Genomic DNA, 16,098 nt, shown 5'->3' on the forward strand with positions numbered 1-16,098 from the left:
GATAGACTGCGGTTCCTATTGTTAGTCGTGCTATACTGGTGAAAATGTTACGTTTCGGGAGATGAGTAGACATGAAAGTTGTCATTGCAATAGATTCCTTTAAGGGCAGTATCTCTTCGGTGGAGGGCAGCAAGGAAATCGCTGCGGGAATTGCAGCCGTTTCCTCGACTGTGGATACGGTTATCTTGCCGCTCGCTGACGGTGGGGAAGGAACAACGGAAGCGCTTGTTCATGCGACAAACGGCAGTTTCAGAACGGTTCAAGTAACGGGTCCGCTGGGGACGCCTGTTCAAGCTGTTTATGGAATCCTAGGCGATGAGCAGACCGCGGTCATTGAGGTCGCTGCGGCATGCGGCTTGCCGCTCGTGCCGGCGGAGCTTCGTAATCCTCTCGAAACAACAACATTTGGTGTAGGCGAGCTCATACTCGATGCGATGAATCAAGGCTGCCGCGATTTTGTTATCGGTCTGGGAGGCAGCTCCACCGTTGATGCCGGCGTGGGTATGCTGCAGGCACTAGGATTTATATTCCTGGATGAGCACGGGCAAGCCGTGGGGCATGGAGGAGCAGCGCTTCAGTCCATTCGCAAGCTGGACAAGTCGAAGGTTAGCGCTGAGCTGTCCAATTGCAATTTCAAAATTGCATGTGATGTCAATAACCCGCTCTATGGGTCAATGGGAGCGGCATACGTATTTGGTCCGCAGAAAGGCGCCACTCCCGAGATGGTATCGGTATTAGATGCGGGATTAGCAGGTTTTGCAGGGCTGGTGGAGCGCGAATATGGTAAGGATATGCAGGTTATTCCCGGAGCTGGAGCGGCTGGCGGATTAGGCGGGGCTTTTGCCGTTTTCTTAAACGGCCATATGGAGTCGGGTATTCATCTCGTCCTCGAATCGATCAAGGCGGAGGAGCACATCCTCGGAGCCGACCTGGTCATCACGGGCGAAGGCAGATTGGACGGGCAGACATCGATGGGCAAAGCGCCCGTAGGCGTCGCCCAGCTTGCCGCGAAACATAATATTCCGGCGATCGCATTGGCTGGAGGTATAACGCCGGAGGCGTCTGCCTTAAATAAATGCGGCATTACCTCATATTTCCCCATCATTAGTGGTCCCATGTTGGTAGAGCAAGCGATGGAACCGGAAGTTACGAGAACGAACTTGAGACGAACAGCAGAGCAATTGTTCAGACTGATCTTTGCTTTCGCGAAGACGACCGGTTAACGAATAGATGGCTTTGCCACAAATAACATTAGCGCCTTTCCGTTTAGGAAGGCGCTATCGTTATTTGTATGGGCGTCCTGCACGTTTAGCCTACATTTACGTTGTCTTCGCATTCGGAGGAGCAATAACTATTATGCGATGTCTCGCAATCCGGGCATACGATATGCTGGCGATGACAAGTGTCATCCGCGCAATTGATATACGTATCGGCAGGCGTGCCGCAATGGTGGCATTTGCCTACGACGATGTCTTCGTCTGTATTGTTGATGCGTACGGAGATCCGATCATCGAATACATAACATTTGCCATCCCATAATCTGCCTTGAACTTCCGGGTCTTTGCCATACGTCACAATGCCGCCTTCAAGCTGGTACACGTCCGTGAAGCCTTCGCTCAGCATGACGCCGGTCAGCTTCTCGCAGCGGATGCCGCCTGTGCAATAGGTGATAATCGGCTTGTCCTTCATTTCCGCCATATTCTCGCGAAGCCATTCTGGGAACTCCTTGAAGGTTTCGAGCGTTGGCCGGATCGCGCCGCGGAAGTGGCCCAGATCGTATTCGTAATCGCTGCGTCCGTCGAGCACGATAACGTCTTCGCGCTGCAGATACTCGTGAAACTCCTTAGGCGACAGGCGAGTGCCGCTAAGCGTGTTAGGATCAAGCGGCTTATCGTAGCGCAGTGTCACAAGCTCTTTCTTGTAACGGACAAAAATTTTGCGGAAAGCGTGTTTATCAGCCGGGTCGATCTTGAACACCATATCGGCGAATAACGGATTGGCGTGCATATCGCGCATGTATTGCTCGGTTTGTTCGATTGTTCCGGATAACGTGCCGTTGATGCCTTCGTCAGCGATCAAGATGCGGCCCTTCACGCCAAGTTCCTTGCAATAAGCCAAGTGTTCGGCGGCGAATTGCTCCGCGTCCGGTACCGGAACAAATTTATAGTACAACAAAATTTGATAGTTGGATTGATCAGTCATTGCAAAAGTCCTTTCTGCTTTTCAGTCTGTATTCATTCTATTGTAAAGGACTAGAGGCTTGATCTCAACAGCAAAGACTGCCATTCGCCATGTGTCGGTGGTGAAGGAGACTTTATTGCGCAGTCTCTGCTATACTTCCTTTAAAACAAGACGAGAGGAGAAGGAACGGCAATGAAACAGAGCCCGCCGGTTATCCGGGATCAGATCGATCTGCCGCAAGGCTTCCCGTTGCTTATGTCGCAGACGGAAGGCGTAAGTCCTCCTTTCCAGCGTTTGCATTGGCATGACACGCTCGAAATCAACTATATCGTAAGCGGCACCGGATACATACTCATCAACGGCAATCGATATGAGCTGAAATTGGGCGACATCGTCCTTATACACTCGGGCGATCTGCACCGCGCCTTTGATACGGGAGGGCTCGTGATGGGCATCATCATGTTCGATCCGGCCTATCTCGCGTTGGAGCAGCGGTATGACACAGAACTGCTTCTCCCCTTCAGAGGCACGGGGAAAACGCTTGACCATGTACTCGATCGTACAAATCCAGAGCTGCCCAGAATGAGGACACTGCTAGAGGAGATGAAGGATGAATACGGCCGCAAAGAGCCGCATTATGAGGCTGTCGTACGGTCGCAGCTCGTTCGTTTTCTGGCTTACGCCAATCGATATTTCGTTAACAAATCGAATGGGAAATCGGGTCTCGCGAGAGGCACGGAGACCATTCGCCAGGTTCTGCGTACCATGGAAGGCAATGCGGAGCATGGCTGGACGTTAGGTGAACTTGCAGAGCTGACCCATCTAAGCCCGTCGCGATTCAGCGCGTTGTTCACGAGCATCGTAGGCACGTCGCCGATGGATTATCTTATTCAGTTGAGATTGTCGCGAGCGGTTGACCTCATCGAAACGACTGAGCTCAAGATGATCGATATTGCGGCCATGTGCGGATTCCGCAATTTATCGAATTTTAACAGACTGTTCAAGAACCATGTAGGCAAGCTGCCTTCGGAGCTTCGCCTATGATGATATCCTATACCGCCCAATAACGGCGAAAAACAGTAAGATTGTATCAGAACATCGTTCCTTTCGCGTAGAGGGACGGTGTTTTTTTGTATTATAGTAGAGCTATCGCATCACATCACTTATTACAAGAAACTAGAAACAAGAAACAAGAAACAAGAAACAAGAAACTAGAGACTACCCATAAACAAGGAGCGTGGAGGATATCCTATTTCTAGGTATAGATGCGGGAGGAACGAAAACGCACGCATTGCTGGTGAACGAACGTGGTGAGGTGCTTGGACGCGGACATAGCGGCAATGGCAACCATCAGACGGCCTTCCAAGAGGCGAGGACTCATATTGAAGAAGCGTGCGACGCGGCATTAGCGGAAGCGGGAGTATCGAAGAGTGAAGTGACGTTTGCGTACTTCGGGCTTGCCGGAGCAGATAGAGAACCCGATTATGTAATCCTGCGTCCGATGATCGCATCGCTCGGGTATGAGCGATATGCAATCGCGTGCGATACGATGATCGGTATGCGTGCGGGCACGCATCAATCCCATGGCGCCGTGATCATCAGCGGAACAGGCTTTAACGCGGCCGCCCGCAACCGTGCGGGAGATGAGCTGCAATACGGCGGCTTCGGGTATTTGTTCGGCGATGGACAAGGGTCCGGCACCGATCTAGGGATCCATGCGTTCCGCACGGCGATCCGCTCTTGGGAAGGGCGCGAGAAACCATCTGTGTTGTCGGAGACTGTGCCGGCCAAGCTTGGTTATCCGTCCGTGGAGGCGATGTATGACGATGCGCTTTACAACGGCGTGCGCCCGCCTTCCGGTTTAGCCAAGCTCGTATTCGAAGCGGCGGCAGGAGGAGACGAGGCAGCGATTCGTATTCTTGAGGAGGCGGGCCGCGAGCATGCCAACTCTGTGCTTGCGCTTATTCGCAGACTTGGGATGCAAGATGACACGTTTGACGTGGTGCTGACAGGCAGCGTCATGATGCGCGGCAGCTCACCGCATATGGTGGAGGCGATTCGCGAGGCGATTCGTACTGAAGCGCCGGGTGCTTCCATCGTTAAGCTCACCATTGACCCCGTTATTGGTGCGGTCATGAGCGCAATGGATGGTGCGGGACTTAAGATCGATGATGAGACTGATGCCAAATTACGCGAAATCATCCTATAGGAGGTTATCACAAATGAATAAAAAACCGCTCAAAATCGCCGTCATCGGCGGAGGTTCTTCATATACACCGGAGATCGTTGAAGGATTTATCAAAAGGTATGACGAAATGCCGATTCGCGAGCTGTGGCTCGTCGACATCGAGCAAGGCAAACACAAGCTGGACATCGTTGGCGCGCTGGCCAAACGGATGGTGGAACAATCCGGCCTTCCCATCGAGGTCCACCTGACGCTGGATCGCCGCGAAGCGATCAAAGGCGCGGATTTCGTGACGACGCAGATGCGAGTCGGCCTGCTCGAGGCGCGCCGCCGCGACGAGCATATCCCCATCAGCCACGGCGTCATTGGCCAAGAGACGACGGGACCTGGCGGCATGTTCAAGGCGCTGCGCACCGTTCCGGTCATTCTCGACATTTGCAAGGATATCGAGGAGCTCGCGCCTAACGCTTGGCTGCTAAACTTCACTAATCCGGCGGGCATCGTGACGGAAGCTGTGCTGAAGCATACGAAGGTCAAATCGGTGGGGCTCTGCAATTCGCCGATCAACTTCTATAAGTTTCTGGCCAAAGAGTACGGCGTGACCGAGCGCGAGGTGCTGCCGGAATTCGTGGGCATCAACCATCTGCACTGGGTTACCGCGGCTTACGTAAACGGCGAAGACAAGCTGCCGGAGCTGATCGGCAAGGGCCGGGAGTATACGGCCTCCAACGTGACCGCGCTGGACTGGGACGCGGACTTCCTGAGCTCGCTCGGCGCGATTCCGACGTATTACCTCCGCTACTTCTACATGACGGACAAGATGCTGGCGGACATGACGGCATCGATGGAGAAGAACGGGACGCGCGCCGACGTCGTAAGCCGCGTGGAGACGGAATTGTTCGAGCTGTACAAGGACGTCAACCTGAAGGAGAAGCCGAAGCAGCTGGAGCAGCGCGGAGGCTCCTATTATTCCGAAGCGGCCGTCAACCTGATGCATTCGCTGTATACGGACAAACGCGACATCCAGACGCTGAACGTGAAGAACGGCAATATCATACCCTTCCTGCCGGAGGATGCCAGCATCGAGGTCAACTGCGTCGTAACGGCGCAAGGCCCGACGCCGATCCCGCTCAGCACAATTCCCGAGCATGTGACGGGACTGCTGCACGCGGTCAAGACGTACGAGTCGCTGACCATTCAAGCGGCGATCACGGGAGATCGCGGAATCGCGCTGCAAGCGCTCGTGCATCATCCGCTCGTGCCAAGCGTGACGGTGGCAAAGGCGCTGCTCCAAGAAATGCTGGAAGCGAACAAGCAGTATCTGCCGAACTTCTTTAAGGACTAGCTAAGCTGTCATTACGAATAACACTGATTCCAAGCCAAGATGCAACCAATCGCCCTATCCTGACGTTACAATAGGGAGAGGAGGCTGATTCGATGGCGGATATCTTGGACGATCGGCTCATGGCAGCGAAAGAACAAAAGTTTCGACTGAACAAAGCTGAACGTATGCGGGAGGAGCTTCTGAAGAGGCGCCGGGAGCAGGAGCGGCTTATTGTGAAGCTGGAGGTTAATCTGGAGACGGAGCAAGCCGACGTTGATCAACTTATGCGGATGTCGCTAACCAATCTGTTTCATACCATCTTTCGAAGCAAAGAGGAACAGTTGGAATTAGAGAGGCAGCAGGCGCTTGCCGCCGCGCTAAAGCTTCAAGAGGCTAAGGCGGAGCTGGCAAGCGTTGAAGCGGATTTGAAGCAAGTCGGCGAAGATCTTGCGAATTTCCAAGCTGCCGAGCGAGATTATACACAATTGATGAAGGAGAAGGAAGAAGCACTTCGGCATTCGCCGGAAGCTTTGGTCGAGCTGTCGAGAATGGAAGCCGACATTTCCGATCAATCCCTGTTGGTCAGAGAGATTGGGGAAGCCTGGACGGCGGGAAAACGTGTATTGTCTTCGCTGGAAACCGCATCGAATAGCCTGGAAAAAGCAGAAAACTGGGGAAAGTGGGATTTGTGGGGCGGCGGTGGAATGGTAAGCACGCATCTCAAGCATGGACATGTGGATGATGCTAAAGCGTTTATCCAGAATGCGAACCATTTGATGCGCAATTTTCGAGACGAGTTGGCCGATTTGCGTCGGAGCATCGATATTAGCGTCGATATTGGCGAAGTGCTGAAAATGGCGGACTATTGGTTTGACGGATTTATCGCCGACTGGGTCGTTCAGGGGCGCATTCAAAGCTCACAAGACAAGGTCTTGGAGGCGATCCATCAAGTTAGGAGCGTCGTAAGTCGGCTCGGTGCGGAGCACAAGTCTGCGGAATCCGCGCTCGCTAATCTGCAGTCGGAGCGTATAGTGTGGATCGAGAAACAAGCTTGATATCGGTTATAGATGGAACACAAGGAGCAGCATGCCGCCGGCATGCTGCTCCTTGTGCGTTAAATACCTATATGATCCGGAGCAAATGACTATTGTTCGATTCTATGCTACCTGTTATAGTTGATATATAACAACTACATGAAGTGTATTCGGAGGTGAAGCCGTTGCTGCTGGAAATCGATTTGCAATCCGATGTACCGATCTATACGCAGCTCGTGAACGCGATCGTGGACGGGATCGCAAGGAAGAGGCTGCGCCCGGGGGAGCCGCTGCCGTCGGTCCGCAGCCTCGCGTCGGACCTCGGCATCAACCTGCACACCGTCAACAAAGCGTACCAGATCCTAAAACAGGAAGGGTACGTGCAGATTAATCGCAAGCAAGGCGTCGTCATTCATCCCGACACGATGCCACCCGCCGACGAGCCTTACAAGCTGCGGCTGAACGAACAGCTGAGGCCGATTATCGCGGACGCGATATGCCGGGGATTGACCAAAGAGCAGTTTGACGCGTTATGCCACGATGTGTTCGAGGACATGAAAAGAGGGGAGCATGCAAATGACTCATAATTGGATGTTAGTGCTGGTGTTCGTTATTATGGTGCCCGTCGTGATTACGACGACCGTTATTCCGTTGCTGACGAGAAGGATCGAAAGCTTCGGCGTAACAATTCCGGAGGAAGCCCAGAGCCATCCCGCGATCATGGCGCTGCGCAAAAGCTACCTTTGGTGGAACGGCGGACTAGGCGTGCTGCTTACGGCGTCGCTTATCGCTTTCACGTATTCGCTGACCAGCGACAACGGCTGGGGCATCGCGCTCGTCGCCCATACAATGGCGTATATGGCCTTCTCGTTCGCGGTGTATTACAAGCAGCATCGCGCCGTCCAAAGAATCAAGGAAGAGGAGCGCTGGCTGAAAGACGCGCCGCAGCGGATCATGGTCAGCACGGCATTCCGTTCCGAGAAGTTGACGCAGCCGTTTTATCGGTTTATTCCGCATCTGCTGCTTATCCTTGGCACGATACTGGTTTGCGTGCTGGGTTACGACAAGTTCCCGGACTCGATCCCTATGAAATTCGATTTAGGGGGCGAAGTGACGAGAAGCGTGGACAAAAGCTACCGTTCCGTTCTATGGCCCGCCTTTGTCCAGTCCTTCTTGTTGATCGTGTTCGTCTTTACGAACGTCGTCATCGGGCGCAGCAAGCAAGTGGCGGAAGCCGCCGATCCGGAAGGCTCGCTGCAACGCAATCTGCATTTCCGCCGCATATGGTCCGCTTATTTGATCGTGCTCGGCTTCATGGTCATGGCGACCATCGCCCTGGTGCCGATCGGCATGCTGTTAGGGTGGTCGGCCAATGCTTCGGGCATCGCGACGATCGCGGTCGTGGGCATCATGGTGATCGCCTCGCTCTTGCTGTCCGTCAAGACCGGGCAAGGCGGCAGCCGTCTCCAGACGGCGACCGGAGGGAAGCCGCAATCCTTCGCGTCGGCGGCGGACCACGATCGGTATTGGAAGCTTGGCCAATTTTATTTCAATCCGAATGACCCGGCCTATTTTGTCGAGAAACGGTTCGGGATCGGCTGGACGATCAATCTGGCAAGACCAGGGGCATGGGCGATCATCGTCGTCATCATTTTGCTCGCCGTAGGACTGCCCTTTGTGCTGGAATAGGCAAAGTCCGATCAATGGCCAACTGGAATTTTAATGAAAACGTTCCAATTGCGAATGATTGGATTAATGATGAACACGAATATTCGTGAAAATGATTGACAAAAGGATTAAAATTTCTTTAGAATTGAAATCGGAAAACAACCGCATAGAACTTTTCGTATAATCTCAAGAATCGGCTTGAGAGTCTCTACTAGATCACCGTAAATGATCAGGCTACGAGGAGAGTGAAAAAAGCGAAGCGCAGCGGTCCGGCGTATGCTTTTTTCCCTTTTTGCAGAGCCTAGGAGAAATGCGACATTTGCATTTTTTTCTAGGCTTCTTTGTTTGTTCCAACACAATTTTGGGAGGGTATATTCAAAATGGAACGTTTCTTTCGTTTGAAGGAACTGGGAACAAATGTCAGAACTGAAATCATGGCTGGTCTGACGACTTTCATGACGATGGCTTACATATTGGCCGTCAATCCGTCAATCTTGGAGCCGACTGGTCTGGACTGGACAGCTGTCTTCCTGGCAACAGCGCTGGCAGCAGGTATCTTCACAATCGCAATGGGCTTGTTCGTTAACTTCCCGGTTGCTCTGGCACCAGGCATGGGTCTTAACGCATATTTTGCATCGGTCATCATCGCATCCCAAGCTACGGACACCCCGATATCTCCGGCTATGGGTCTGACAGCGGTGTTTATCTCCGGGATCATCTTCATCATTCTGACGGTTACGCAGATTCGTCAGATGCTCATTACCGCCGTACCGGACAGCTTGAAGCATGCGATTACGGTCGGTATTGGCTTGTTTATCGCAGTTATCGGTCTTAAGAACAGCGGTTTGATGACGATCATCACATTCGATGATGGTGGTACGTTAATCTCGCTTGGAAGCTTCGAAAATGAAAATGTGATCTTCACAATGATTGCAATCGCTTTGATTGCAATTCTGATGGTACTACGCGTGCCGGGAGCTATTCTGTTCGGTATTCTGGGTACAACGATTATCGCGCTGATTTCCGGTCATGTGAACATTAGCGAAGCGCTTGAGGACAAAACGTGGATTCCGGACTTCTCCACCATGAACGTATGGCATTTTGACTTCGCTGGCGTTCTGGAGGTAGGTCTGATTACCGTCATCCTGACGTTCACGTTTGTTGAGCTGTTCGATACGTTCGGCACGCTGGTTGGTACAGCTAACCGTGCTGGCGTAATGAAAAATCCTGAAGAAGGCAAAAAAATCGTAGGAAAAGCGATGATGGTTGACGCAATCGGCGTTGGCGGCGGCGCTGTCCTTGGTACAAGCACTGTAACAGCTTTCGTTGAGAGCTCCGCGGGAATTGCTCAAGGCGGTCGTTCCGGTCTGACGGCAGTAACGACAGGCATCTGCTTCTTGCTGGCGATCTTCCTTTCGCCTCTAGTAGCGCTCGTACCGGGTGCGGCTACAGCGGCGGCACTGATTATTGTCGGCGTACTGATGATGCAATCCGTGAAGGAGATCGACTTCTCCGATATGGTATACGCGATTCCAGCATTCTTGACGCTTGCGATGATGCCTTTCACGTATAGCATTGCTAACGGTATCTCCTTCGGCGTTGTATCCTACGTCTTGCTTGCTACCGTTGCGAATGTTGCGGGCAAAGGCAAATACAAGGTTCACTGGCTCATGTGGATCCTGGCGATACTCATTATCTGCCGTTATGTATTTATGGGCGGAGAGTAAGCATAACAAAATGAACGCAAGAAGCAGCGCTGGACCGGCGCTGCTTCTTTTTTTTGTTCGGCGCATGGGGCGTGATGTTTATCATTGTTCATGACGGGGTAAGCCTAGGTAAGAGAATCTAAGAGCTGCTTACTACTTACTTGGAGGGTGATGAATATGATCAAACTAGGCGTGACGGTGCTAGCGGGGGCGTTATTCTTGACGGGATGCTCAGATGAGGCTGCTATAGACAACGGAACGAACGGGCAGCAAGAGGAGCAAGTAAGCCCGAGCCCTGATGAACAGTCGGAGGCATGGGATTACAAACAAGGTCGCGTAGTGGCGATCGATACGCCCAAGCTGCTAGTGGTGCAGAGCTCGGATGTCAAAGATCTGGAGCTGGCTCCAACGAAGGAAGCGATCGAAGAGCTGCTGGACGTTGTAAGACCGGAGGCCGTATGGGTTAGCGTGATGGATGAGAAGCTGCTTGACGGTATTGAGGTAGGGGATGAGGTCAGCGTGGAGATCCAAGGTGAGCTAAGCGATACCTACCCGGCCGAAGGAGAGGCTAGCGATGTTAGAGAAGTGATGGAGATGTCGTAATGCCATGGCTATAGAGCAAACATAACAAGCGCCGTCGGAAACTCGGACGGCGCTTGTTCATGTGAACACGAATATAGGTCAGATACAGATGGATAGAGATCAAGATTAGTCCTCTTGACCGGCTTTGTATTCCAGAATATCTCCGGGCTGGCAATCCAGCGCCTTGCAGATCGCCTCTAACGTCGAGACACGAATGGCTTTGGCCTTCCCATTCTTCAGAATCGACAGATTGGCCATCGTAATACCTACCTTCTCGGACAGCTCCGTTACACTCATCTTTCGCTTCGCCAACATTACATCGATATTAATGATAATCCCCATCGCGTTCACCTCAGACCGTAAGATCGTTTTCTGATTTGATTATCAAGGCGTTGTGCAGCAGCTTCTGAAGCACGGCGGCGAAAACCGCGATCACGAAAGCGGCGAACACAAAAGCCATTCCCATCAGGATAAGGCCTGGTGCATCGTCGTATTCGGCAATGATGTATAGAAAAGGAAGGCTGACGACATACAGGATACTGATGGAGAGCGCGCTATATTTGATTTTCTTGAGTGTTCCGACCGATACCTCCGAAAAAGCCGTGTTCCTGTCGATATACCCAAGCAGTCGGAACGCCTGATATAGAGCGACAATAAACGGAATTGCGGATGCGTACATAATGGAAACGAGAGGATAGACAGGACCATCCGGGAAGTTATCCAGCGCTTCTCTTGTAAACACCGGCATAAAGAAAATACACAAGGCTGCAACCACAAGTCCCATTAAAGTAATCACGGCTTTCAAAAACAGGGTTTCCCTTTTCATGGGCAAGCACCTCACTTATCTGATTTCATATCGAGATTAGCATAAAATTTATCGTAAATCAATAAATATAAATTCTAATTTAAAAAATTATTGTTGTTTTACATGGGGTGTTACAACGAATTTCGACATGGGATATAATGGTGGGAGCGAAAGAGAGAGAGGAATGTTGGGGCGATGGATAATACCGTGGTAAAGGAATATATTGATCTGAACGCCGATATGGGAGAAGGTTATGGCGCATACCGAATAGGCAACGATAAGGAGCTGATGAAGGTTGTGACCTCCGCTAATATTGCTTGCGGCTTTCATGCGGGCGATCCGGGCACGATAGCGGCTACGATCAAGCTTGCGCTGGAGCATGATGTCGCAATTGGGGCGCATCCCGGTCTGCCTGATCTTAATGGCTTTGGCAGACGAGCTATCGCGATTACTCCAAAGGAAGCTTACGAAATGACGGTTTACCAGATTGGTGCCATTCAAGCTTTTGCTACAGCGGAAGGTGCGAGAATATCGCATGTCAAACCCCATGGCGCTTTGTATAACATGGCAGCGAAGGATGGAGCATTAGCGGAAGCGATTGCAGAAGCCATATATAAGATAGACGGGAATATGATGTTATATGGACTCTCGGGAAGCTCGCTGGTACGAGCGGCGCAGCAGCTGGGGCTGAGGTCGGCGCATGAAGTGTTCGCTGACCGTTCATACGAGGAGGATGGATCACTGACACCGAGACATGTGAACGGTTCCGTGCTCGAGAATCCAGTCGAAGCTGGAGCTCGAATGGTTCGTCTCGTGCAAAGCGGCGAGTTGTTAACACGTCAAGGGAGCTGGATCAAGCTGAAGGCAGACACGATCTGCTTGCATGGCGACTCCCCTGATGCGCTCGGACATGCAGATGAGTTGGTCAGAGCGTTGCGAGCATCTGGTATTGCACCGCGGAGAGCAGATTATCGTGTTTAGCAGGGTGGGGCATTCGGACAAAGGAATCGGGGGGAGCAGGATGGTCATCGCAGATGGGTATAAGGTTGCCAATGAGACAGACCATGAAAAGTATGAGCTTAGGCCTCTTGGAGATAGCGGATTGCTGATTAAGCTGGGAGACCGGATGGACGAGTCGATGCTTGCCAAGGTAACGGCTGTGACAAGGGCGATAGAAAATCATTCGGTATGGTCCGGCTTTATCGAATGTGTACCTGCCTACGCTTCCGTTGCATTGTATTATCATCCCTATTTGGTTAAGAACGGGAGGACGCAGTCGGAAATGCTCGATGATACGGTATTTCGCACAGTCTGCAACCGGGTGCTAGCCGTGCTGGATCAGCTTGACTTCAGCCAGGCAGCTAGAGAAGATGCTCGGATTGTTAATATCCCTGTACACTACGGTGGAGAAGACGGGCCGGATTTGGATGAGGTCGCGGCGATCGCAGGGATGGCTCCAGACGAAGTGGTTGCCTTACATAGCAATGAGATGTATACCGTCCATATGATCGGATTTACACCTGGATTTCCCTATTTGGGCGGTATGCCGAAGGCCATATCCTCACCGCGAAGAGCCGTACCACGCATGTTGATTCCGCCAGGCAGTGTTGGAATTGCGGGAGGACAGACAGGAATTTACCCAATAGGAACACCTGGCGGCTGGCAAATTATCGGGCGGACGCCGATGGCGCTCTTCCGGCCGGAACAGTCACAGCCAAGCCTGCTGCGAAGCGGAGATCGCATCCGGTTCGTGCCGATCACCAAGGAGCAATACGAGGACTGGCCGACTGGCGAGTACGAAGAAGAGAACAACAGGTCCAAGGGAGGCTGAGGGATATGATCACGATTCTAAAGCCGGGGCTGCAGGCAACGGTACAAGATATGGGGAGACATGGCTATCAGAACCAAGGAGTTGTGGTAGGAGGCGCGATGGATGGCTCCGCTGCAAGGACGTCCAATACACTTGTCGGAAATGATGAAGGGGAAGCAGTGCTGGAATTGACATGGACGGGGGCGCAGCTGCGCATGGATAAGGATGCGGTCATAGCCATTTGTGGCGCAGATCTGATGCCAGAGCTGAATGGCGAACCAATCCCGATGTGGCGGCCCGTGCTTGCGCAGGCAGGGGATGTTATCGCGCTGAGAGGCTGTAGATCGGGCTTCCGTGCTTACATTGCTATTGCTGGCGGACTCGACATCCCGGTGGTTATGGGGAGTCGAAGCACCTACGTGAGAGCGGGAATTGGCGGTTATCAAGGACGGATGCTGCAAGCGGGGGATCAGCTTGGCCTAAAGCCGATCATTGCCGGCTCTACAGCCGAACGATTGACTGCGGCAATCCGCAAAGGGACGGAGAGCGGCGGCTGGCATGCCGAGCACTTTGCGATCGCCGAACGGGATATCGCCATCGTTCGTGCTTTTCCTGGCGCCCATTATGACCGATTGACGGAGTCGGGAAGACGCGAGTTGTTCGGGGGTACTTTCACGATCGGTCATCAATCCGATCGGATGGGCTGTCGGCTCGAAGGGCAGCAAGTAGAAAGTCGGGACGAGGGAGAGCTATTGTCAGAAGCTGTTTCGCTCGGGACTATACAGCTGCCGCCTGGCGGGCAACCGATCGTGCTGCTCGCTGACCGACAGACAACCGGTGGTTATCCGCGCATTGCCCATGTCGCTACAGTCGACATCCCAATGTTTGCGCAACTTAGACCGGGAGCGGAAGTGCGATTCGAGCTTATTACGAATGCCGAAGCCGAACGATTGTTGCTTGCGTCAGAGCGAGATTATCATCTGCTAAGAACGGCTGTTGCGCTTAAATTCAGATAACATGAGGACGAGGAGCGCCTAGAAACGCTTATGCAAAAAAGGCTGCACCAGAGCTCCGTGTAAGGAGTTCTTGGGGCAGCCTTGATTTGATTTGATTTGTTTTGTTTTTTTGTTTTGCAGGCTTATTTGAAAAATAAAAAATGGGTAGGCAGCTTGCGCAGCGATCCGTCCGACGGTTTGTTGATGAGCTTGCCGTTAAAGACAAGCGAGGAGGAGCCTCCTCCGTCGAGATTGTAGGCGTCGATCGCGCCATAGCCTTTCAGTAGATTCTGCAGCTCTGAGAGCGTAGCGCCGGAGCTGCCGGATTCGTTGTAGCCATCCGTTACGAGAATCAGCAATTGATCGTCTTTGTAATTGGCGATGACGGTGCGGGGAGCGCGCTTCGGGCTGATTTGCCACTTGAGTGGAATTTGCTGAGCCGCTCCTCCGCGCAGGAGCACGGGAACAAAGGAAGCACCGAATTTCGGATTCTTCGCATCCAGTTGATCCTTGCTGGTGTATTTGCCGCCGATTAATTCGTTCTTATCGTTCATGCCGACAAAAAATAAATCCGAATAAGAAGCCTCAAAGCCGGAGACGTACTTGCCGTCCACAATCGTATTGCTCAGCGGATACCGCTTGCCTCCTCCGTCTGCGAAGCCGCCGGCGTTAACGCCGACAGCCGCTTGATGCTCCTTGACGGCTTGCATCGTTGTCTGCGATTGTCCGATCTCCGAGCCGCCAAGCACCATCTTCATGGCGTTGTCTGATTTGAGCTTAATCTTCACCGCATAACTTTTGAATACGCCGTTGTTTAAGTAAAAGAGCTGCGCGCGGAGCTTGTCCGAATTAATCGTTGCAGAGGGCTTGCCAAGCTTCGCTGTAATCTTGGCGTCATAGATCGCCAGCGGCCGCACGGCCTGACTCGCTGCTAGCTTGGAGATCGCCGCCATCTCCGCATTGGTTCGGTTGTACAAGTCGAGCTGCGCTTTGATGGATTCACTGGTTCCAACCGCCGTCTCTCTTGCAGCATCAAGACCGCCGCTTAACTCCGCAATCCGTGCATCAGATTGCAGAAGCATATCTGTGCTCGAGCTTGTTGCGGAATCTAATTCGGCAAGCTGGATCGTCAATTGACTGACCAGAAGCCAGATCAGAATACCTACAAACGGAGAGAAAGCGAGCAGAGCGGTACGATTTAACGTTTTGGCTGTAATCGTCATTTCAGCACGTCCAGACTTTTCTTAAGCTCGTCCAGCTGCTTCTTCACTTCGTTTAGCTGCGTATATAGCTTATTGCTATTGTCCGTTTTTGTATCTGCGTTGTCCTTCGTGAAGGTAAGGAGCTCGTTAAGCGCATCGATCTTGCCCTTCAGCTCGGTCATCTCCGCGGTGTAGGCCGTCTCCAGATCCGTTAACTTGGTATCGTATATCGATTGCATCTCGCTCAGTTGAGCGGATGTCTGTTGTTCGATATCAGCTGTAATGTCTTGCTGCATCTTATCGGTATACCACTTAGCCATATAGAACCCGCCGCCGATAAGGATCATCCACACCCCGATAAAAATAACGAGGGAGACCACACTTCTGCGCTTGCGAGCAACATGTTCCTGCCGGCTTGCCATTGTCGTTTCCAAACTTAGGTCATTCATAGTCATTCACCTCTTTGAGCCTCTGTTCTGTGCCGCCGTGGATGAATGAACCGTTTATGCGCGGGTTGCCTGCCTGTCCCATTGCCTACTTGTATGGACGCATAATCGGCCCAAAGGTTGCGGCTGTCATCTTATTGTAACAAAGCCATCCCGGATA

General features: G+C 52.3%; 17 protein-coding genes and 1 riboswitch. Of the genes, 12 read left to right on the plus strand and 5 right to left on the minus strand.

Translation table 11 applies throughout. From position 1 onward, the window contains the following. Positions 1-71 precede the first annotated feature (71 nt). On the plus strand, positions 72-1,223 hold the full coding sequence (locus ACX1C1_RS12455; RefSeq protein ID WP_458957389.1) for a glycerate kinase family protein: 1,152 nt from the start codon (positions 72-74) through the stop codon (positions 1,221-1,223). An 85-nt stretch (positions 1,224-1,308) separates the two neighbouring features. Here the strand turns inward: ACX1C1_RS12455 and trhO are convergent, their stop codons facing one another. Then, positions 1,309-2,202 (minus strand): oxygen-dependent tRNA uridine(34) hydroxylase TrhO, encoded by an 894-nt coding sequence (gene trhO / locus ACX1C1_RS12460; RefSeq protein WP_458957390.1) that lies wholly within the window; start codon positions 2,200-2,202, stop codon positions 1,309-1,311. A gap of 171 nt (positions 2,203-2,373) precedes the next feature. On the opposite strand from trhO, the gene ACX1C1_RS12465 reads away from it, so the two are divergent. The 8 genes from ACX1C1_RS12465 (at position 2,374) to ACX1C1_RS12500 (ending at position 10,701) form a co-directional block, all read left to right on the plus strand. Next, positions 2,374-3,225: an AraC family transcriptional regulator gene (locus ACX1C1_RS12465; RefSeq protein WP_458957391.1), complete on the plus strand. Its 852-nt coding sequence runs from the start codon at positions 2,374-2,376 to the stop codon at positions 3,223-3,225. A 193-nt stretch (positions 3,226-3,418) separates the two neighbouring features. Then, the gene (locus ACX1C1_RS12470) at positions 3,419-4,390 is read left to right on the plus strand and encodes an N-acetylglucosamine kinase (RefSeq protein ID WP_458957392.1); all 972 of its coding nucleotides are present in this window, start codon (positions 3,419-3,421) and stop codon (positions 4,388-4,390) included. A gap of 13 nt (positions 4,391-4,403) precedes the next feature. Continuing rightward, the gene (locus ACX1C1_RS12475) at positions 4,404-5,711 is read left to right on the plus strand and encodes a 6-phospho-beta-glucosidase (protein ID WP_458957393.1); all 1,308 of its coding nucleotides are present in this window, start codon (positions 4,404-4,406) and stop codon (positions 5,709-5,711) included. Between the two features lie 92 nt (positions 5,712-5,803). After that, entirely contained in the window at positions 5,804-6,745 is a 942-nt protein-coding gene (locus ACX1C1_RS12480) for a hypothetical protein (protein ID WP_458957394.1), read from the plus strand. Between the two features lie 164 nt (positions 6,746-6,909). Then, the gene (locus tag ACX1C1_RS12485) at positions 6,910-7,311 is read left to right on the plus strand and encodes a GntR family transcriptional regulator (protein WP_458957395.1); all 402 of its coding nucleotides are present in this window, start codon (positions 6,910-6,912) and stop codon (positions 7,309-7,311) included. Further along, on the plus strand, positions 7,301-8,413 hold the full coding sequence (locus ACX1C1_RS12490; RefSeq protein WP_458957396.1) for a DUF1648 domain-containing protein: 1,113 nt from the start codon (positions 7,301-7,303) through the stop codon (positions 8,411-8,413). Before ACX1C1_RS12485 ends, ACX1C1_RS12490 begins: the two co-directional genes overlap by 11 nt. A 135-nt stretch (positions 8,414-8,548) precedes the next feature. Then, positions 8,549-8,649: riboswitch (purine riboswitch) on the plus strand. 123 nt (positions 8,650-8,772) lie between these two features. Further along, a complete protein-coding gene (locus ACX1C1_RS12495; protein WP_458957397.1) occupies positions 8,773-10,119 on the plus strand; it encodes an NCS2 family permease in 1,347 nt (448 codons plus the stop codon). A gap of 156 nt (positions 10,120-10,275) precedes the next feature. Next, positions 10,276-10,701, plus strand: coding sequence for a DUF3221 domain-containing protein (locus tag ACX1C1_RS12500; RefSeq protein ID WP_458957398.1), 426 nt, complete (start codon positions 10,276-10,278; stop codon positions 10,699-10,701). 105 nt (positions 10,702-10,806) lie between these two features. Here the strand turns inward: ACX1C1_RS12500 and ACX1C1_RS12505 are convergent, their stop codons facing one another. Together ACX1C1_RS12505 and ACX1C1_RS12510 are read right to left on the minus strand one after the other, a co-directional pair. Then, entirely contained in the window at positions 10,807-11,022 is a 216-nt protein-coding gene (locus tag ACX1C1_RS12505; protein ID WP_458957399.1) for a helix-turn-helix domain-containing protein, read from the minus strand. A 10-nt stretch (positions 11,023-11,032) separates the two neighbouring features. Continuing rightward, positions 11,033-11,506, minus strand: a complete 474-nt coding sequence (locus tag ACX1C1_RS12510; RefSeq protein ID WP_458957400.1) for a DUF2975 domain-containing protein — start codon at positions 11,504-11,506, stop codon at positions 11,033-11,035. 174 nt (positions 11,507-11,680) lie between these two features. Between ACX1C1_RS12510 and ACX1C1_RS12515 the strand changes: the two genes are divergently transcribed. Genes ACX1C1_RS12515 through ACX1C1_RS12525 form a run of 3 tightly spaced genes read left to right on the plus strand, consistent with a single transcriptional unit; the run spans position 11,681 to position 14,311 of the window. After that, positions 11,681-12,466 carry a LamB/YcsF family protein gene (locus ACX1C1_RS12515; protein ID WP_458957401.1) on the plus strand — a complete coding sequence of 262 codons (786 nt, stop codon included), beginning with the start codon at positions 11,681-11,683 and terminating at the stop codon, positions 12,464-12,466. After that, positions 12,459-13,316 (plus strand): 5-oxoprolinase subunit PxpB, encoded by an 858-nt coding sequence (gene pxpB, locus ACX1C1_RS12520; RefSeq protein WP_458957402.1) that lies wholly within the window; start codon positions 12,459-12,461, stop codon positions 13,314-13,316. The genes ACX1C1_RS12515 and pxpB overlap by 8 nt, the downstream gene beginning before the upstream one ends. A gap of 5 nt (positions 13,317-13,321) precedes the next feature. After that, the gene (locus tag ACX1C1_RS12525) at positions 13,322-14,311 is read left to right on the plus strand and encodes a 5-oxoprolinase subunit C family protein (protein ID WP_458957403.1); all 990 of its coding nucleotides are present in this window, start codon (positions 13,322-13,324) and stop codon (positions 14,309-14,311) included. A gap of 122 nt (positions 14,312-14,433) precedes the next feature. Here the strand turns inward: ACX1C1_RS12525 and ACX1C1_RS12530 are convergent, their stop codons facing one another. Next, positions 14,434-15,513 (minus strand): phosphodiester glycosidase family protein, encoded by a 1,080-nt coding sequence (locus ACX1C1_RS12530; protein WP_458957404.1) that lies wholly within the window; start codon positions 15,511-15,513, stop codon positions 14,434-14,436. Further along, positions 15,510-15,941, minus strand: coding sequence for a hypothetical protein (locus ACX1C1_RS12535; protein ID WP_458957405.1), 432 nt, complete (start codon positions 15,939-15,941; stop codon positions 15,510-15,512). The genes ACX1C1_RS12530 and ACX1C1_RS12535 overlap by 4 nt, the downstream gene beginning before the upstream one ends. Between the last annotated feature and the right edge of the window lie 157 nt (positions 15,942-16,098).

The sequence above is a fragment of the Paenibacillus sp. strain BS8-2 genome, assembly GCF_054483835.1.